Here is a 16,108-nt window from a genome sequence, read left to right as displayed (position 1 = left end):
GCCGGGTTGTTCCGGCAGGATCACCCCTATGGCGTTCGGCCCCAACGAGTTGGGTGAGCTACTGCGGGCTCACCGGGTCCGTGCTGGGCTCACCCAGCAGGAGCTGGCGGACCGGGCCGAAGTGAGCGTGCGTGCGGTCCGCTACATCGAGCAGGGCCGGGTGGCCAAGCCGCGGCCGGCGTCCATGCGCCGGCTGGCCGAGGTGGTCGGGCTGGTCCTGGACGGCCGCGCTGACGTGCACATCCACGTGCTGGGGGAGCTGACCGTGCGGACCGGTGCGGGCCCGGTGGACATCGGCCCGTCCATGCCGAGGTCGCTGCTGGCCCTGCTCGCGCTGCAGCCCAACCGGGTGGTCACGCGCGAGGAGATCGTGGACGTTCTGTGGGGCGAGCACCCCCCGAAGTCCTCGCTCAACCTGGTCTACACCTACGTCGCCCGGCTGCGCCGTGCGCTGGACCCGGCCCAGCCGATCGTCGCTGCGCACGGCGGCTACCAGCTGAGAGTCGACTCCGACGGCCTGGACGCGCTGCGGTTCGACGAGCTGTCGACCGAGGCGCGGCGGATCGCCGCGGAGGACCCGGACACCGCCGAGGCGCTGTTCGTCGAGGCCCTGGGCCTGTGGCGGGGCTCCGTACTCAGCGATATGCCCGACAGGCTGCGTAGGCACCCGGCGGCCATGGCACTGGCGCAGCGTCGTCTGGCTGGGGTGCTGTCGTACGCCGACCTCGCGATCGAGCTTGGCCGGCACGAGCAGGCAGCAGTCCAATTGCACCGCTTGGCGGGTGAGGATCCGTTGCATGGCGGCCTGCACGAGGGGCTCAACGCGCGGCTGATGACCGCGTTGGCCGGGTCCGGTCAGCAGGCGGCGGCGCTGCGGTTGTTCGCCGAGGTGCGCGACCGGCTGGCGGACGAGCTGGGCGTGCGGCCGGGCAACGAGATGCGGGACGCGCACCTGCGGATCCTGCAGCGCGAGACGCCCCAAGTGTCCACTGTGTCCCCGATGACCAGTCGTGCGATCCCGGCGCAGTTGCCCGCGGACGTCACCGGGTTCGCCGGGCGTGAGGCGCAGTTGGAGATGCTGGACTCGCTGGTCCCCGAAGGCGACCAGACGACCGCCGTGGTGATCGTGACCATCGAAGGCATCGCTGGCGTCGGCAAGACGGCACTAGCCGTGCACTGGGCACACCGCGTACGTCACCGTTATCCCGACGGTCAGCTGTATGTCGACCTACGTGGCTACGCGGCCTCGGGGCCACCCGTGCGGCCGTTGGACGCACTGTCACGGTTCCTGCACGCCCTGGGGGTCCCGGCCGAGCAGGTGCCGATTGACGTCGACGAGGGCATGGGTATGTTCCGCACGCTCCTGGCCAACCGCAAGGTGTTGATCGTGCTGGACAACGCCAGCGGAGTGGACCAGGTCCGGCCGTTGCTGCCGGGCAGCGCGGGCTGTCTGGTGCTGGTGACCAGCCGGGGCCGTCTGGGCGGTTTGTCCGCGCGTGAGGGTGCGCACCGGATGCAGCTGGACGGGTTGCATCCCGAAGAGGCGCAGGCGTTGCTGGAGCGCACGATCGGCGTCGACCGGATGCGCGACGAAGAAGCCTCGGTCGCTGATCTGCTCGACGCGTGCGCGTACCTGCCGTTGGCACTACGGATCGCCGCGGCGAACCTGTCTTCGGGGCCACACACGGAGATCGCCGCGTACACGGCGGATCTGCGGAGGCAGGGCCGTCTGGCTGGGCTAGCGGTCGACGGCGATGAGCAAGGCGCCGTGCAGGCCGCGTTCGACCTGTCGTACACCAGGCTCGGCCCGGAGTCACAGCAGCTGTTCCGGTTGCTGGGCTTGGTTCCTGGCACGGATTTCTCGTCCGACGCGGCGATCGCCATGACCGCGGGCAGCCCGGCGAACGTGCGGCGGTGGCTGGGGCACTTGGTGTCGGCGAACCTCGTGCACCCGGAGAGCGGCGACCGGTTCAGCCTGCACGACCTGCTCGCCGAATACGCGGGCAGCAAAGCGCGTGCGGAGGACGCCGAACCCGCGTTGCGGCGCCTGCTGGACTACTACCTGTACACCGCGCACGCGGCGACCACACGGTTGTTCCCGGACACCATGCGGTTGCCCATCAAGCCGCCCGCGCCGGGTGTGCACATCACCGCGCTGACCGACGAGACCGAGGCCATCGGCTGGCTCGACGCCGAGGGCCCGAACCTGATCGCGGCCATCAACTGGGCCGCGACCGCGGCGAAAGGACTGCGCCCCTTCGCCTGGCAGATCACCGACGCGCTGCGCGGGTACTTCATCAGCCGCGGCCACGGCGTGGACGGCCTGGAGATCTGCCAGGTGGCGCTGGACGTCGCCCGCCAGGAGGGCGATCCCATGGCCGAAGCGTCCATTTTGGACATCGTCGGCCTGATCTACTACAACCTCAGCGACTACCAACGCGCGATCACCAACCACAACGAGGCCCTCGCGCTCAACCGGCGGATCGGCAACCGCACCGGCGAAGCCGCCTCCCTGCACAACCTCGGCCGCGTGCACTCGCAGCTCGGCCGTCCCGCGCAGGCCGCCAGCTACTACTCGCAGGCGTTGACGATCAACCGCGAGACCGGCAACCGCGCGGGTGAGGCGACCGGGCTCAACTACGTTGGCGTGGCACAGCTTTCGCTCGGCCGCCCGGACCAAGCCCTGAGCTGGCACAAGCAGTCGATCACGCTGGCCAGGGAACTCGGCAACCGCAACACCGAGGCGCGCGCGTTGAACGGCGCCGGTCTGGCGAACTGGGCGCTCGGCGACATGGACGCGGCCGTGCAGTGCCACCTACGGGCCCTGGCTACCTGCCGTCACCTGGGGGACAGGCACGGTGAGGTCAGTACGATCATTTGCCTTGCTGAGACCCACTGTGACGCCGGTAGGTATCGCAGGGCTGTCGTGTTGGCGCGCACTGCTATCACTCAGGGGCGTCAGTTAGGCGAACGACGGCACGAAGTCAGCGGCCTCGACATCGTCGCGACCGCCCACATGCGCCGTGGCCACACGGACATCGCGCTCGGTCACTACCGGGACGCGCTGAACCTGGCCCGGGACATAGAGTTCCGCTACGGCGAGACGTCCGTGCTGATCGGCATGTCGGCCGCGTTGCGCCGCGCGGGACACGTCGCCGAGGCGTTGACCGCCGCGCGGGACGCGTTGTCGGTGATGCGTGACTCCGGGATGCGGCTGCTGGAGGCGCGCGCGTTGACCGTGCTCGCGTTGGGGTACTTGGCGTTCAACGACTTCGCTCGCGCGCACGACCACGCTCAGCAGGCGTTGACCATCGCGCGGCGCACGGGTCAGCGTCTGGTGGAGGCGTGGGCGCGTCAGGCGAAGGCGCAGATCCAGCAGGGACTGGGCGAGACCGCCGAGGCGTTGGTGGAACGGAGCACCGCGGCCGCGATCTTCACCGCGCTCGGCGTGCCGCCGATCGACGACTAGCCATCCGGAGCGTATTACGACATACCCCCCTATGCCGTAATACGCCGCCCGGACTGAGGACAACAGTAGTGCGCCCCTGTGGATCAGGAGTGAAATGTCCCTGTACTTCAGAACAGTGTTCAGCGGCAGGTCTAGACCACGTCTGAGCTGCGAGATTCGTCGAACCCTAAACCGGCGACCGGCAACTTTGAGATCCAAACCGGCAATATGATTCACCGCTTCGGCACATTCTGGACGGAGACGTTGATAGGTTGCGCTGTATTGTGCGGCCTAACTCGATGGTTCGTTTGGCGCAATGAGCGGACCGCTCGGCGCGGGTCACCCACCCGTGGCAGCCGGCCACTGCCACCGTTGTGCCATGAGGTTCTTGGACGGCAAGGCCGTGGTCATCACCGGGGCCGGGCGCGGCCTCGGCGAGGCTTTCGCCCTGCACGCCGCGCACGCGGGAGCGGCGGTAGTGGTCAACGACATCGACGCTGACCTGGCGGAACGGACCGCGGAGAACATCAGGGCGCAAGGGGGCAAGGTCGTCGCGAGTACCCACTCGGTCGCCGACCCCACGCAGGCACAGCAGATCGTGGAGCTGTGCGTGGGCGAGTTCGGCCGGATCGACGGACTGGTCAACAACGCCGGCCTCAACTACGAGGCCCTCCCGTGGGACGAGGACGTCGACCAGCTCAGGGAACTGGTCGAGGTCAACGTGCTCGGCGTGATGTACGTCGGCATCGCGGCCGCCCGCCACATGCGTGCACAGGGTGGCGGGTCGATCGTCAACGTCTCCTCCGGGGCGCACCTGGGGCAGCGCAAACTCGGGGTGTACTCGGCGTCGAAGGGCGCGGTGGCATCGCTCACCTACTCGTGGGCGCTGGACATGGAGGAGGCCGGAATCCGCGTCAACGCGCTGTGCCCGTTGGCGCACACCAGGATGGTGTGGAAGTCGGAGCGGTCGCTGCGGGCCTGCCCGCCGGACCGCACACCCAGCCGGATCGCGCCGGTGGCGCTGTTCCTGCTGTCCGACCGGTCGCACGGGATCACCGGGCAGATCATCCGGTGCAACGGCCCGCAGCTGCACATCATCGGGCAGCCGTACTTCAAGGCGCCGATCCTGGAGCGGGAGGTGTGGGACTCCGAGGGCGTCGAGCACGCCTTCAACGAGGTGTTCCAGGCGCATCTGGAGTCCTACGGGCTGGAGAAACGCCTCCCGCCACTGCTGCGCAAGTGGATCGTGCCGGCTACAGCGTCCTGAGGATGGCGCGGGCGACCGCGTCGTTCTGCCGGAACGCCGGCGCGTTCGTGTGCGGCCGGGCGAACGCGGTCGCTGCCACCACGTTCGTCAACGGTCCCAAGGCGAACCGCGAAGGGTGCGGGCGTCCTTCGCGGTCGACGACTCGCAGATCGGCCGGTGTCACCACGAGCCGGCCGGTCTCGACCGCCGGGTCCCGCAACACCTCCGCGGTGGCGTTGTCGTTGAGCCAGTGGATCAGTTCGTCGGTGGTGCCGGTGAGCCCGGGCTTCGGCAGTCTCGCTTCGACCAGCGCCGTCGCGGTAACCGGTTGGGGGTGACTGGATGTCGTCGCTCTGAAGACGCCATCCTGGGCCGCTACCCGCATGTCCGCGCCCAGGAACTCGACGATTCCCGCTCGGGACAAGGCAAGCAGCTCCTCCAGCCGGTGCCCTGGCGGGCCGCTGGCGAGGAGGTTGAACAACCCCTGCCACCAGCCGACATCGTGCACGAGCGAGGTGGTGGTGAGTTTTCCGGACGCCGCAAGCGGTGCGAGGCCGCCGAAGCCGGTCAGCAGGCCCATGAACGCGCCGAGATCCGGGCTGTGGCGGTCGTCGTGACGGCGGTCGATGTCCTGGCGGATCACGGTTCGCAGGTGTTCCTGCAGCGCTTCGGGTGTGTCGAACTTCTGGGTCAGCGGGCGGTCGAGGGCCTCGAAGTCGAGCCGGTCCTCCTCGCCGGGAACCGTGCCGTTGATTAGGGCCTGCATCTGGTGAGAGCCCCACGTCAAGGCGGCGAACCTTTCGGCGAAATCACTCCATGTGGTGGTAACGCGGTCTGCGTGGGCGTTGAACAGCTCGTGGTAGTGACCCCACGCGATGTCCTTGGCCATCAGCGGCCACACGTCCGCGTGAAAGTCGAGCTTGTCCCTTGCGGCGAAGGCCTCCGGCACGAAGAACCTCGGCAGCGGTGGGCGGCCGGCTTTGAGGCGGTAGTCGGTCTTGGCGTGGTACGGCACGCCCCGGCGGGAACCGACGATCAGCCGGGGTTCCTCGCCGGAGGGCAGGTACGTCAGGGCGCCGTCGGGTTCGGTCCGGTACTTGCCGCCGCGGCCTTCGGTGAGCAGCACCATCAGGTCGATGAACGCCAGGCCGAAGCCGCGCATCAGCACGTCCTGGCCGGGGCGGATGCCGTCGAGGTCGGCGTCCGCGGAGTATTCCGGTGGCAGGTAGAACAAGCCGTGGTCCCGTGCGTAGGTTTCGAGGTCCTGCTTGGGTTTGTTGTCCAGGTGGCCGACCGTGAACACGATGACGTCCGCCCTGACCGGCGGGGTGTCCTTGAGCCAGACGGTCTGCGGGTCTTCGCTGATCCTGGTCGCGATGTCCTGGTGGACATGGACTTTGACGTTGGGCGGGAGGGTGGCGACGGTGTGTTCGTAGAACCACTTCAGGTAGGCGCTCTGCAGGCGGCGGGTGGGGAATGCCGTGCCGGTCAGCGTTTCCACCTCTTCGCGGATGTCCGCGGGCAGGGTCTCCGGCCGGACCTGCTGGGCCCATTGGGAAAGCGACGGTCCCGGACGGACCGGTCCCTCGCAGGTCACGCTTTCGTCGGTGAACATCGTGACGTCCTCGGCCATCGAGTTCATCCGCAGCAGCGGCGACTGCTCATACCGCCACACCCGCCCGGCACCCACCGGGAAAGGATCCACCAGATGGACGTCCAGCTCGCCGGTGAACAGTTCGATGTTGGCGCCCAACCGTTCCAGCACACCGACCCCGCGCGGCCCACCTCCCACGATCACAATCGACGGCACTCACCCAATAGTCCGGTTGCGGCGCCGGGAAGCAACAGTGCCCACCTAGTGGACGCCTGGCTCCGCCCGCAGGACAGCGACCGGGCACTTCGCGTAATGCAGGATGGCCTGGCTCACCGACCCGAGCAGCATCCGCCGCACCGCTCCACGCCCATGGCTGCCGACCACCACGAGATCCGCGCCCTCCGCCTCGTCCAGGATCGCCTGTACCGGCTTGCTCATGGCGACGACCTGCCGGACTCGGACATCCGGGTACCGCTCGGCATGGCCCGCGATCGCCTCGGACAGCACGGTCCGCGCGGACTCGGTCACCTCGTCCCAGTCCACATCCCACTCCCGGACCGCGGCCAGGGCGTCCAACGGCAGGTCGCTCCACGCGTGCACGGCCACCAGCTCGGCGTTGTGCCGTGACGCGAAGTCGAACGCGAAGTCCACCGCCCTCGTGCTGGTCGGCGACCCATCCGCGCCCACCACGACCTTGCCGTGGGTGAGGTCGTCGCCGCGGACCACGACCACCGGGGCGTGCGCGTACCGCACCAACTCCGCCGACGTCGACCCGAGCAGCACCTGATGCGCGGTGCCATGCCCCGACGACCCCAGGACCAGCAGATTCGCGTTCACCGACACCCGATCGAGCACATCCACGGGTTCCCCGGTGAGCACCTCCCCGGTGACCTCCATCCCACCGGCCAGCTCGCGGCACTCCTCGACGACGGAGTCCACGAGCTTCTGGTACTCGGCCCGGAACGGATCCTCGGTGAGCACCACGATCTCCGTCCGCAGCTGCGTCAACTCCGTCAGCGGCCACCGAAACGCGCTGACAACCAGCAACCGCCGCCGCCGCGTCGCCGCCTCCCGCGCGGCCCAGTAAGCAGCCCGCCGAGAAGCCACCGACCCATCAAACCCAACAACAACCCCATCATGCGCCACCTCACCCACAACCCCACCCCTTCCCATCACCCATCGGAGCGAACCCCGTGCGAACGGCCCACTCGCACGCCCAAAACCTCCCCCACCCCCTCCCACCTCGATAGACTGGCCGCAGGGGTGCCCCCCAGTGGAGGGCGGGGGCTGCTCGGATTGCGGTTGGCGGTTTCTACTTTGCTCCTGGTTGGCGGGGCGTGCAGCATGTGGGGGTGCTCAGTGTTGGGGCGGTTGTGCGGCAGCGGGGGTTTGGGCTGCGGGTGCTCGCGGGGGAGGGGGAGCTGGGGCGGGCGGTCGAGTGGGTTCACGTCAGCGAGCTCGCGGACCCTGGTCCGTTCCTGCGGCCGGGCACGTTGCTGCTGACCACGGGGATCCAACTGGGGGATCCGGAGGAGTATGTCGGTCGTCTCGACGTGGTTGGGATCGGGTTCGGGGTGGGGTTGTCGCACGAGTCCGTTCCGGACGGTCTCATCGCGACCTGCCAGCAGAACAGCGTGCCGTTGCTCGAGGTGCCGTTGGCGACGCGGTTCGCCGACATCGTGCGGTTCGTGGCGGACGACCTCGCCCGCACCGCGGTCAAAGCCGTGCGGTCCACAGTGGACGCCGAACGCACGCTCATCCGAGCGTTGGGTACCAAGGATCCGCAGACGGAGATCGTCCGCAGGCTCGCGAAGTGGCTCAACGGGTGGGCAATGGCCCTCGACAAGGACCGGCGCCCGCAAGCCGTCTTCCCGGCCAAGGCCCGGCGCGAACTCGGCCAGGTCCAGGCGGAGCTCACCCGGACCACCCCGGCCGGCCGGTTCTCGGTCTCCTGGTCGACGGACACCGACCAGATCTCGGTGCACCCGACCGAGCACGGCTATCTCGCGGTCGGCGCGCCGAAGCTCAACCCCGACGCGGCGGGGGTCATCGGCATCGCGGCCAACCTGCTGTCGTTCCAGGACGACCAGGCCGGCCGTGCCCGCGAAGCCGAGCGAACCGTCCGGACCGCCGCCGCGTATCTGCTGGTCAACGGCCTGCATGACGAAGCCGTCAAGATCGCGAAGGACCTCCCGCAACCGCCGTACCGAGCGGCGGTCATCCAAGACCAGGAGACCCTCCCCGACGACGTTCTGATGATCGACGACATCGGGATCTTCGCTGCGGACTTCCCCCTCGCCGACCACCTGACCGGCCGCGCCGCGGTCAGCGACCCGGCCGAAGACCTGCCCGAAGCCATCGAACAGGCCCGAAGCCTCGCCAAGGCGTTGACGAAGCCGGGAATCATCACCCGCGACGATGTCGCCGCGAGAAGCCTGCTGTCCCAAGTGGACACTCCGGAAATTCGCGCGTACGCCAAGGCTTTGCTCGACCCGTTGCCCGCCGAGTTGCTGAACACGCTCAAGGTCTTCCTGGCGGCCGGCGGTAGCTGGGCGGAGGCGAGCGCCAAACTCAAGATCCACCGGCACACCCTCCGCTACCGCATCCGCAAGATCGAGGACCTGCTCGGCCGCAGCCTCGGCGACACCGGCGCCCGCGCCGAGCTGTGGCTGGCTATCCATTTGGACAAGTAGCTGTCCAAATGGACAACTGCGGAATCCCCAGGACCGCGCCTGCAATAGAAGCATGACGGAGCAGCGGCGCGTTCTGCGCACCGAGATCCCCGGCCCGCGTTCGCGCGAGCTGCAGGCCCGCAAGACCGCGGCGGTCGCCAGCGGCGTGGGCACGACGTTGCCGGTGTACATCGAGCGCGCGAGCGGCGGGATCGCGGTCGATGCCGACGGCAACCAGCTGATCGACTTCGGCTCGGGCATCGCTGTCACGAGCGTCGGCAACTCGGCACCGCGCGTGGTCGAGGCCGTACACAAGCAGGTGGAGGACTTCACCCACACGTGCTTCATGATCACGCCGTACGAGGAGTACGTGGCCGTCGCCGAGCGCCTCAACGAGCTGACCCCAGGGAGTCACGAGAAGCGGTCGGCGCTGTTCAACTCCGGCGCCGAGGCGGTGGAGAACGCGGTGAAGATCGCGCGCCACCACACCGGCCGCCAGGCCATCGTCGCCTTCGACCACGCCTACCACGGCCGTACCAACCTCACGATGGCGCTGACCGCGAAGAACATGCCCTACAAGCACCGGTTCGGCCCGTTCGCCGGGGAGATCCACCGGGTGCCGATGGCCTACCCGTACCGCTGGCCGGGCGGTCCGGATGTGTGTGCTGACCAGGCGTATGCGGCGTTCACACAATCGGTGGAAACGCAGGTCGGCGTGGACAACGTCGCCGCGGTCATCGTCGAGCCGATCCAGGGCGAGGGCGGCTTCATCGTGCCCGCTCCCGGGTTCCTCAAGCGGGTCGCCGACTGGTGCGCCGAGCGCGACGTCCTGCTGATCGCCGACGAGATCCAGACCGGCTTCTGCCGCACCGGCGACTGGTTCGCCTCGACCCACGAGGGCATCGTCCCGGACCTGATCACCACCGCCAAGGGAATCGCGGGCGGCCTGCCGCTGGCGGCGGTCACCGGCCGCGTGGAGATCATGGACTCTGTGCACGTCGGCGGCCTTGGCGGCACCTACGGCGGGAACCCGATCGCCTGCGCGGCCGCCCTCGCGGCCATCGAGACCATGCGCGCCGACGACCTTTGTGCTGCGGCGCAACGGATCGAGGCGACCATGCGGCCACGCCTGGAGGCGTTGGCGGCCAAGTACGAGGCCATCGGCGACGTTCGCGGCCGGGGCGCGATGCTGGCGGTCGAGTTCGCCGAACGTGGCTCCGCGCAGGCCGCCGCGATGGCCGCGGCCTGCCACAAGGCGGGCCTGATCGTGTTGACAGCCGGGACTTTCGGCAACGTGCTGCGGTTCCTGCCACCGCTGGTGATCGGCGCGGACCTGCTCACCGAAGGCCTGGACATTCTGGACGCTGCGGCGGGAGAAGTCCTATGAGGACGGACATGTTCATCGGTGGCGAGTGGACCTCGGGCTCGGCGGGCACGTTCCCGGTGCTGGACCCGTCGACCGGCGAACCCATCACGGAGGTGGCCCGCGCGGGCCTGGACGACCTCGATCGCGCGTTGAAAGCGGCGCACGAGGCACAGCCGTTGTGGGCCGCGGCCGCACCGCGTGAGCGCAGTGAAGTGCTGCGCAAGGCATTCGACGCGATGATCGCGCGACGGGACGAGATCGCGGCGCTGATCGTGCGCGAGATGGGCAAGTCGCTCGCGGACGCGCTCGCCGAAGTGACCTACGCGGCGGAGTTCCTGCGTTGGTTCGCCGAGGAAGCCGTGCGTATTGGCGGTGAGTTGCGGACGGCACCCGCTGGGGCCAACCGGATCCTGACCTTCAAACGGCCGGTGGGTGTCGCATTGTTGCTCACCCCTTGGAATTTCCCGGCGGCGATGGCGACACGCAAGATCGGTCCGGCGCTCGCCGCGGGGTGCACTGTCGTATTGAAGCCCGCCGAGGACACGCCGTTGACCGCGCTGGTGCTCGCCGAGATCTTCGCGGACGCGGGCGCGCCTGCCGGTGTCGTCAACGTGGTGACGACCGACCGGCCCGGTGAGATCGCGTCGGCCGCGTTGGCGGACAGCAGGGTGCGCAAGGTGTCGTTCACCGGGTCGACGCCGGTCGGGCGGTTGTTGCTGGCGCAGGCCGCCGAGCGGGTGGTCAACGCGTCGATGGAGCTCGGCGGCAACGCGCCGTTCATCGTGCTCGACGACGCCGACCTGGAGGCCGCGGTGCGAGGCGCGATGCTCGCGAAAATGCGCAACTATGGCCAGGCGTGCACCGCGGCCAACCGATTTCTCATCCATGAATCCGTGGCGGGCGAGTTCACCGGCATGCTCGTTTCCGCGATGAACCAGGTGGCCACCGGGCCGCTGGTCAACGAGAAGGCGGTGGCCGGTGTCGAGCGGAAGGTGGATTTCTCCGGCGGCCGGGTACTGCTCGGCGGAAAGCGGGACCCCGGGCCCGGATTCCGCTATCCCCCGACTGTCGTAACCGATGTTCCGCGTGACTCGGTGCTGGTGACCGAGGAGATTTTCGGGCCGGTCGCGTCGATCGTGCCGATCTCGGGAGACGAGGACGCCATCGCGGTCGCGAACTCGGTGGAGATGGGTCTGACCGGCTACGTCTACACCCGGGATCTGGCCCGTGGCCTGCGGATGTCCGAACGGCTGGAGGTCGGGATGGTCGGCCTGAACCGGGGCCTGGTGTCCGATCCCGCGGCGCCGTTCGGCGGGGTCAAACAGTCCGGCCTCGGCCGGGAAGGCGGCTTCGAGGGTATCGAGGAATACCTGGAAACCGCCTACGTCGCAACATCGTGGTAACACACCGGGAAGAACAACCGAAGAAAGTTGGTTGACCGCCCGGATTGGGCTCTGGTGTCATCGATTCGAGTTCCACATCCCTGCATCTCTTCTGTGGACCCGAGAGGAATGACCCGTGAGCACCAATACGTGGTTCAGCGCGCTCAAAAAAGCCGCAGTCGGCCTCGTCGGCGCCGTGACCATCCTCGGTCTCGCCTCACCCGCCGTCGCGCAGCCCCCGCAGACGAACGTCGTCGGTGGCACGCGCGCGGCCCAGGGCGAGTTCCCGTGGATGGTCCGGTTGTCGATGGGCTGCGGTGGTGCCCTGTACACCCGCCAGATCGTCCTGACCGCCGCGCACTGCGTGTCCCGCACCGGCAGCAACACGTCGATCACCGCCACCCTCGGCGTCGTCGACCTGCAGAGCAGCGCCGCCGTCAAGATCCGCTCGACCTACGTGCACCGCTCACCGACGTACCCGACCTCCACCGGCGGTGACTGGGCCCTGATCAAACTGGCCAGCCCAGCCCCCTCCACCATCCCGCTGCTGCCCATCGCCACCACCAAGGCGTTCGACACCGGCACGTTCACCGTCGCCGGCTGGGGCGCGGCCACCGAAGGCGGCGGCCAGCAGCGCTACCTGCTCAAGGCCCAGGTCCCCTTCGTCAGCGACGCCACCTGCAAGGCAGCCGGCGGTGACTACGCCGGCCTGATCGCCTCCGCCGAGATCTGCGCCGGCCTCCCCCAGGGCGGCGTGGACACCTGCCAGGGCGACTCCGGCGGCCCCATGTTCCGCCGCGACAACAACAACGCGTGGATCCAGGTCGGCATCGTCAGCTGGGGCGAAGGCTGCGCCCGCCCCGGCAAGCCCGGCGTCTACACCGAGGTGAGCACCTTCGCGTCCGCGATCGCCGCTGCCGCAGCAAGGATCTGAGAAAGCTTAGCTATACAAGCAAAAGAGTGAGGGGGTCGGCCCAATCGGGCCGACCCCCTCACCTACAGGTCTACTGCGGATCCATCCAAGCGAGCTGCAGGTTCACCGTTTGGGGATCCATCCAATCGGTGTGCGCACCTACTGCCGGTGGGTTCTTCGGCTGCGTGTTCTCGGTGGCACCCGCTGTCGCGCCGAAGGAAACGAGCACGAATAGTGCCAGGGCAACACCGCTGATAGCTCGCCTCGAGATCATCGTCACCCGAAAGATGATCTCATGTCCCCCAGGCAACGCGTCGCCCGGGTGGGCGAATGGGCTACTCCTCAGTAGACTGTTCGGCGGTCACCCTCGGTGATATTCGGTGTGGCTGCGTGCGATCGGCGAGGTGGGGGCGTTGTCGAGCGGTCGAGGGCAGCCAGTCTGGTTCTGATGTCGGTCTCTCGTGGACTGTCCTTATCGGTCAGGACTCCCAGCTCCTCGATGAGGACTCGGCGGGCGCCGGCGATGTCGCCGGTCGCCTGGAGGGATCGGGCGAGGACGTCCAAGGCGTTCGCCCGGGTCCGCCGGTCGACGATCTCCTCGGCCGCGATCTCGGTCGCCTCGTGCGCCAGGCGCAGGGCCTCCTCGAAGTCCCTTGACGTGAAATGGATCTGGGCCAGAACCACCAGGGCCGCGCAGGTCGCCACCCGGTCCATGGTCTGGCGCAGCACCGTCAGGCCGATCTGCCCGTGGATGCGAGCCATGCCCAGTTCGCCGAGGTCCAGGTACACTTCGGCAAGCGCGGTCCTGGTCGCTCCCTCGCCCCGGGTGTGCCCGATGTGGACCCTGAGGTCGAGTGCTTTCGTGAGGTAGTCAAGGGATTCGTCATCGCGGTCCAGCCGGTGATAGGTAACACCCAGGCGGTGCATGGAAAACGCCATGCCGTAGGGCTGCCTGATGTCGCGATATGCTTGCAGCGCAAGGTGATAGTTGCTGATGGCGCTGGCCGATTCACCCTGGTCCGCCAGGATGTTGGCGAGGTTGTGCAGGCACACCGCTTGTCCCTCGCGGTGTTCGGCCTGTTGCGCCAACTCGAGTCCGCGCTGGAAGTAGGCCGTGGCTTTGGGGAGGTTGCCGAGCTTGTAGTAGGTGGCGCCGAGATTGTTGAGCGTCCCGATCTGTGGTTCGGCCGCGTCGAGCGTCAGTGTCGAGGCGAGGGCGACCATGTTGCTGTGCAAGATGTCCGCCTGTGGACCATAGCGTTCGTACACCTCATGGACGGTTCCGGCCAGCTGCCATGAATGCTGGTGAAAACCATGGTCGTGGGCACTTTCCGTGGCCGCGGCCAGATTCGCCCGCTCCACCTCGCACCATGCCAGGGCCGTTGGTTCTGCATCGAACTCCAATGGCCTGATGTCACCGGGTTCGGGCAGTCCAGGGGTCTGACTGCGTTGCGGGACAAGGCATCGCGCGGCATTCACGCCACTGAGCAGGTAGAAGTCCAGCATTCTGCGCACGGCGGCGGTGCGGTCGGCGAGGGAATCGTCCATCTCGCACAGGTTCGCGGCGTACGTCCCAAGAAGGTCATGAACTCGGTATCGCTCATGGTTCGCTTCTCGCTCAAGGAGGTGGCGGCGGATGAGCGTCTCCAGATGCGGCTGCGCGTTGCCGTTGAACAGCGCGTTGGCGACTGGGACGCCGAAGCTCCGGCCCGGGTGCAGGCCCAGGAGCCGGAACATACGTGCCGTCGTGGCTGGTAGTTCTTCGTAGGACCACGAGAAGAAGGTGTGCAGGGTCTCGTCGTCCTGACCGTCCTCGGGCATCCGGCTGAGCAGCTCGGCCAGATGGCCGTGCAGACCGGCCAGGGGCGCCTCGGGCAGCTCCGCGATGTTCTGGCCGAGGATGCGGATCGCGAGCGGCAGTCCGCTCGACAAATGGGCCAGCGCGGCGACCGTCGCCGGACTTTCCGCGGCCCGCCGGGCACCGATCAATGTGGTCAGCAAACTGACGGACTCGTCGTGCGACAGCGGGGGGATCGCGATTGTGCGGATACCGTCCCGAATGCTCAGTCCTTTCAGCCGGTCGCGGCTGGTGATCAGCACCATGCCGGACGACAACGCGGGCAGCAAAGGACGTACCTGGTCAGCGTTGCGGACGTTGTCGAGGACGATCAGCACCTTGCGATCGGCGAGTAAATTCGCGAGCCGCGTCCGTCTGCTGTCCGCGGCGTGCGGCACGCGGTCGGCGGGCATTCCGAGATCGCGCAACAGCTGCGCGGTGATGTCGTCTGGCGGCATCGGGCGGTCTGTGCCATAGCCGTTGACATTCATATATAGCTGCCCGTCTGGGAACAGCTCGGTTCTGCGGTGTGCCCAGCAGGTGACGAGGGTGGTTTTTCCGATGCCGGGCATCCCGGTCAGCGCGACACCGGTACGCGCTCCCGGTTCGGCCGCGATCGCGTCCAGTTCGGCGAGCAGCGGCTCGTGTCCGGTGAACTCCCTCGTGGGCAGCAACAGCTGGCGAGGTGGCACGAAGTCGGCGAACCGTTTGCGGCCGTGCCGTTTGCCCAGTGCCTCCTCATACACGGCTCGCAGTTCGTCGTCTTCCTCGTCCAGCCTGGGCGAGAGCCTTTCGAAATGTCGTTGCAGTTCCTGGTGCCGCCCGGTCGCCACCATGGCCGCTGTCCAGTGTTTGGCCAGTTCGACGTCGTGTGGACGGTCCTCGACCAGTGGACTCACTCTGGTCAGAATGGCGTCGTGCTGCCCCAGTGACCGCTGGCTGTCGAACAGCAGGTGCAGCGCGGGCAGCTTTCCCCAGAGGGTCACCATCTGTTCGCGGATGTGTTCCGCCTCGGCCGACTTCAGTTCGTCCAATGGTGTGCCCGTCCACCATTCCATGGCTCGCGACAACAGATCAACCACCGCTTTGTGATCACCTTCTGCCGCCGAGATGCGGGCAGTTCGTACGGTGGCGACGAGCCGGTGGTAGTCGATGAGATCAGGATTGAGGTCCAGCTGATATCCGTCCGCGAGCCGGGGAAGGTCGGCGGGCACCCGGTTATCCGTGAATATCTTGCGAATACGGCTGATCGGCGCATACAGGATCTGGCGGATGTCCGACGGTGGACGGCCGCGCCAGAGCAGGTTTCCGATCGTTTGAACACTCACCGGCTCGTTGGCGTGGTAGAGCAGTATCGCCAGCAGTCCGCGTTGGCGAGCGGCGCCGAGCGGGACGGATCTACTTCGCACGATCAGCCTGGTCGGTCCCAGGATCTTGAATTCCACCAGCGTCACCCCTCGCACGACGCGGTTGTCTGGGAAAAATTCTGGACCACCGGGAGCCATGCGTCAGCAGAATCGAGAAAGTCGTTAGCAAGCGTCGACAAAGCTCGTCCGAAAGGGTGACAACAGTACGGCAAGTTCGCTGGCAACCCAGGCGCGGATCCTTTCCCGGCATCGGGGGCGTTCTTCGTATTGGATCGGGGTGGAG

At 67.7% G+C, this 16,108-nt stretch carries 9 protein-coding genes; 6 read left to right on the top strand and 3 right to left on the bottom strand.

All coding sequences use genetic code 11. The annotated features are described in order from the left end of the window. Positions 1 to 28 precede the first annotated feature (28 nt). Together AB0J95_RS10645 and AB0J95_RS10640 are read left to right on the top strand one after the other, a co-directional pair. Positions 29 to 3,469, top strand: coding sequence for a tetratricopeptide repeat protein (locus AB0J95_RS10645; protein ID WP_364755379.1), 3,441 nt, complete (start codon positions 29 to 31; stop codon positions 3,467 to 3,469). A 358-nt stretch (positions 3,470 to 3,827) separates the two neighbouring features. Continuing rightward, on the top strand, positions 3,828 to 4,715 hold the full coding sequence (locus AB0J95_RS10640) for an SDR family oxidoreductase (protein ID WP_364755376.1): 888 nt from the start codon (positions 3,828 to 3,830) through the stop codon (positions 4,713 to 4,715). Here AB0J95_RS10640 and AB0J95_RS10635 read toward each other — a convergent pair. Then, positions 4,702 to 6,504, bottom strand: a complete 1,803-nt coding sequence (locus AB0J95_RS10635; RefSeq protein ID WP_364755373.1) for an FAD/NAD(P)-binding protein — start codon at positions 6,502 to 6,504, stop codon at positions 4,702 to 4,704. The two genes, AB0J95_RS10640 and AB0J95_RS10635, sit on opposite strands and share 14 nt — an antisense overlap. Positions 6,505 to 6,549: 45 nt before the next feature. Beyond that, positions 6,550 to 7,461, bottom strand: a complete 912-nt coding sequence (locus tag AB0J95_RS10630; RefSeq protein ID WP_364756165.1) for a universal stress protein — start codon at positions 7,459 to 7,461, stop codon at positions 6,550 to 6,552. 179 nt (positions 7,462 to 7,640) lie between these two features. Here AB0J95_RS10630 and AB0J95_RS10625 point away from each other — a divergent pair, with 179 nt between their 5' ends. From AB0J95_RS10625 to AB0J95_RS10610, 4 genes are all read left to right on the top strand, one after another. Next, positions 7,641 to 8,981, top strand: coding sequence for a PucR family transcriptional regulator (locus AB0J95_RS10625; RefSeq protein ID WP_364755370.1), 1,341 nt, complete (start codon positions 7,641 to 7,643; stop codon positions 8,979 to 8,981). A 52-nt stretch (positions 8,982 to 9,033) separates the two neighbouring features. Continuing rightward, a complete protein-coding gene (gene gabT / locus AB0J95_RS10620) occupies positions 9,034 to 10,347 on the top strand; it encodes a 4-aminobutyrate--2-oxoglutarate transaminase (protein ID WP_364755367.1) in 1,314 nt (437 codons plus the stop codon). Then, positions 10,344 to 11,729 carry an NAD-dependent succinate-semialdehyde dehydrogenase gene (locus AB0J95_RS10615; protein ID WP_364755364.1) on the top strand — a complete coding sequence of 462 codons (1,386 nt, stop codon included), beginning with the start codon at positions 10,344 to 10,346 and terminating at the stop codon, positions 11,727 to 11,729. The genes gabT and AB0J95_RS10615 overlap by 4 nt, the downstream gene beginning before the upstream one ends. A 175-nt stretch (positions 11,730 to 11,904) precedes the next feature. Next, the gene (locus AB0J95_RS10610) at positions 11,905 to 12,642 is read left to right on the top strand and encodes a serine protease (protein ID WP_364756163.1); all 738 of its coding nucleotides are present in this window, start codon (positions 11,905 to 11,907) and stop codon (positions 12,640 to 12,642) included. Positions 12,643 to 12,963: 321 nt separating this feature from the next. Here the strand turns inward: AB0J95_RS10610 and AB0J95_RS10605 are convergent, their stop codons facing one another. Then, positions 12,964 to 15,903, bottom strand: coding sequence for a tetratricopeptide repeat protein (locus AB0J95_RS10605; RefSeq protein WP_364755361.1), 2,940 nt, complete (start codon positions 15,901 to 15,903; stop codon positions 12,964 to 12,966). Positions 15,904 to 16,108 lie beyond the last annotated feature (205 nt).

Source organism: Actinocrispum sp. NPDC049592, assembly GCF_040675465.1.
In the GTDB taxonomy this organism is placed as follows: domain Bacteria; phylum Actinomycetota; class Actinomycetes; order Mycobacteriales; family Pseudonocardiaceae; genus Kibdelosporangium.
Note: the sequence above shows the minus strand (reverse complement) of the source record. Positions and strands in the feature narration are given on the sequence as shown.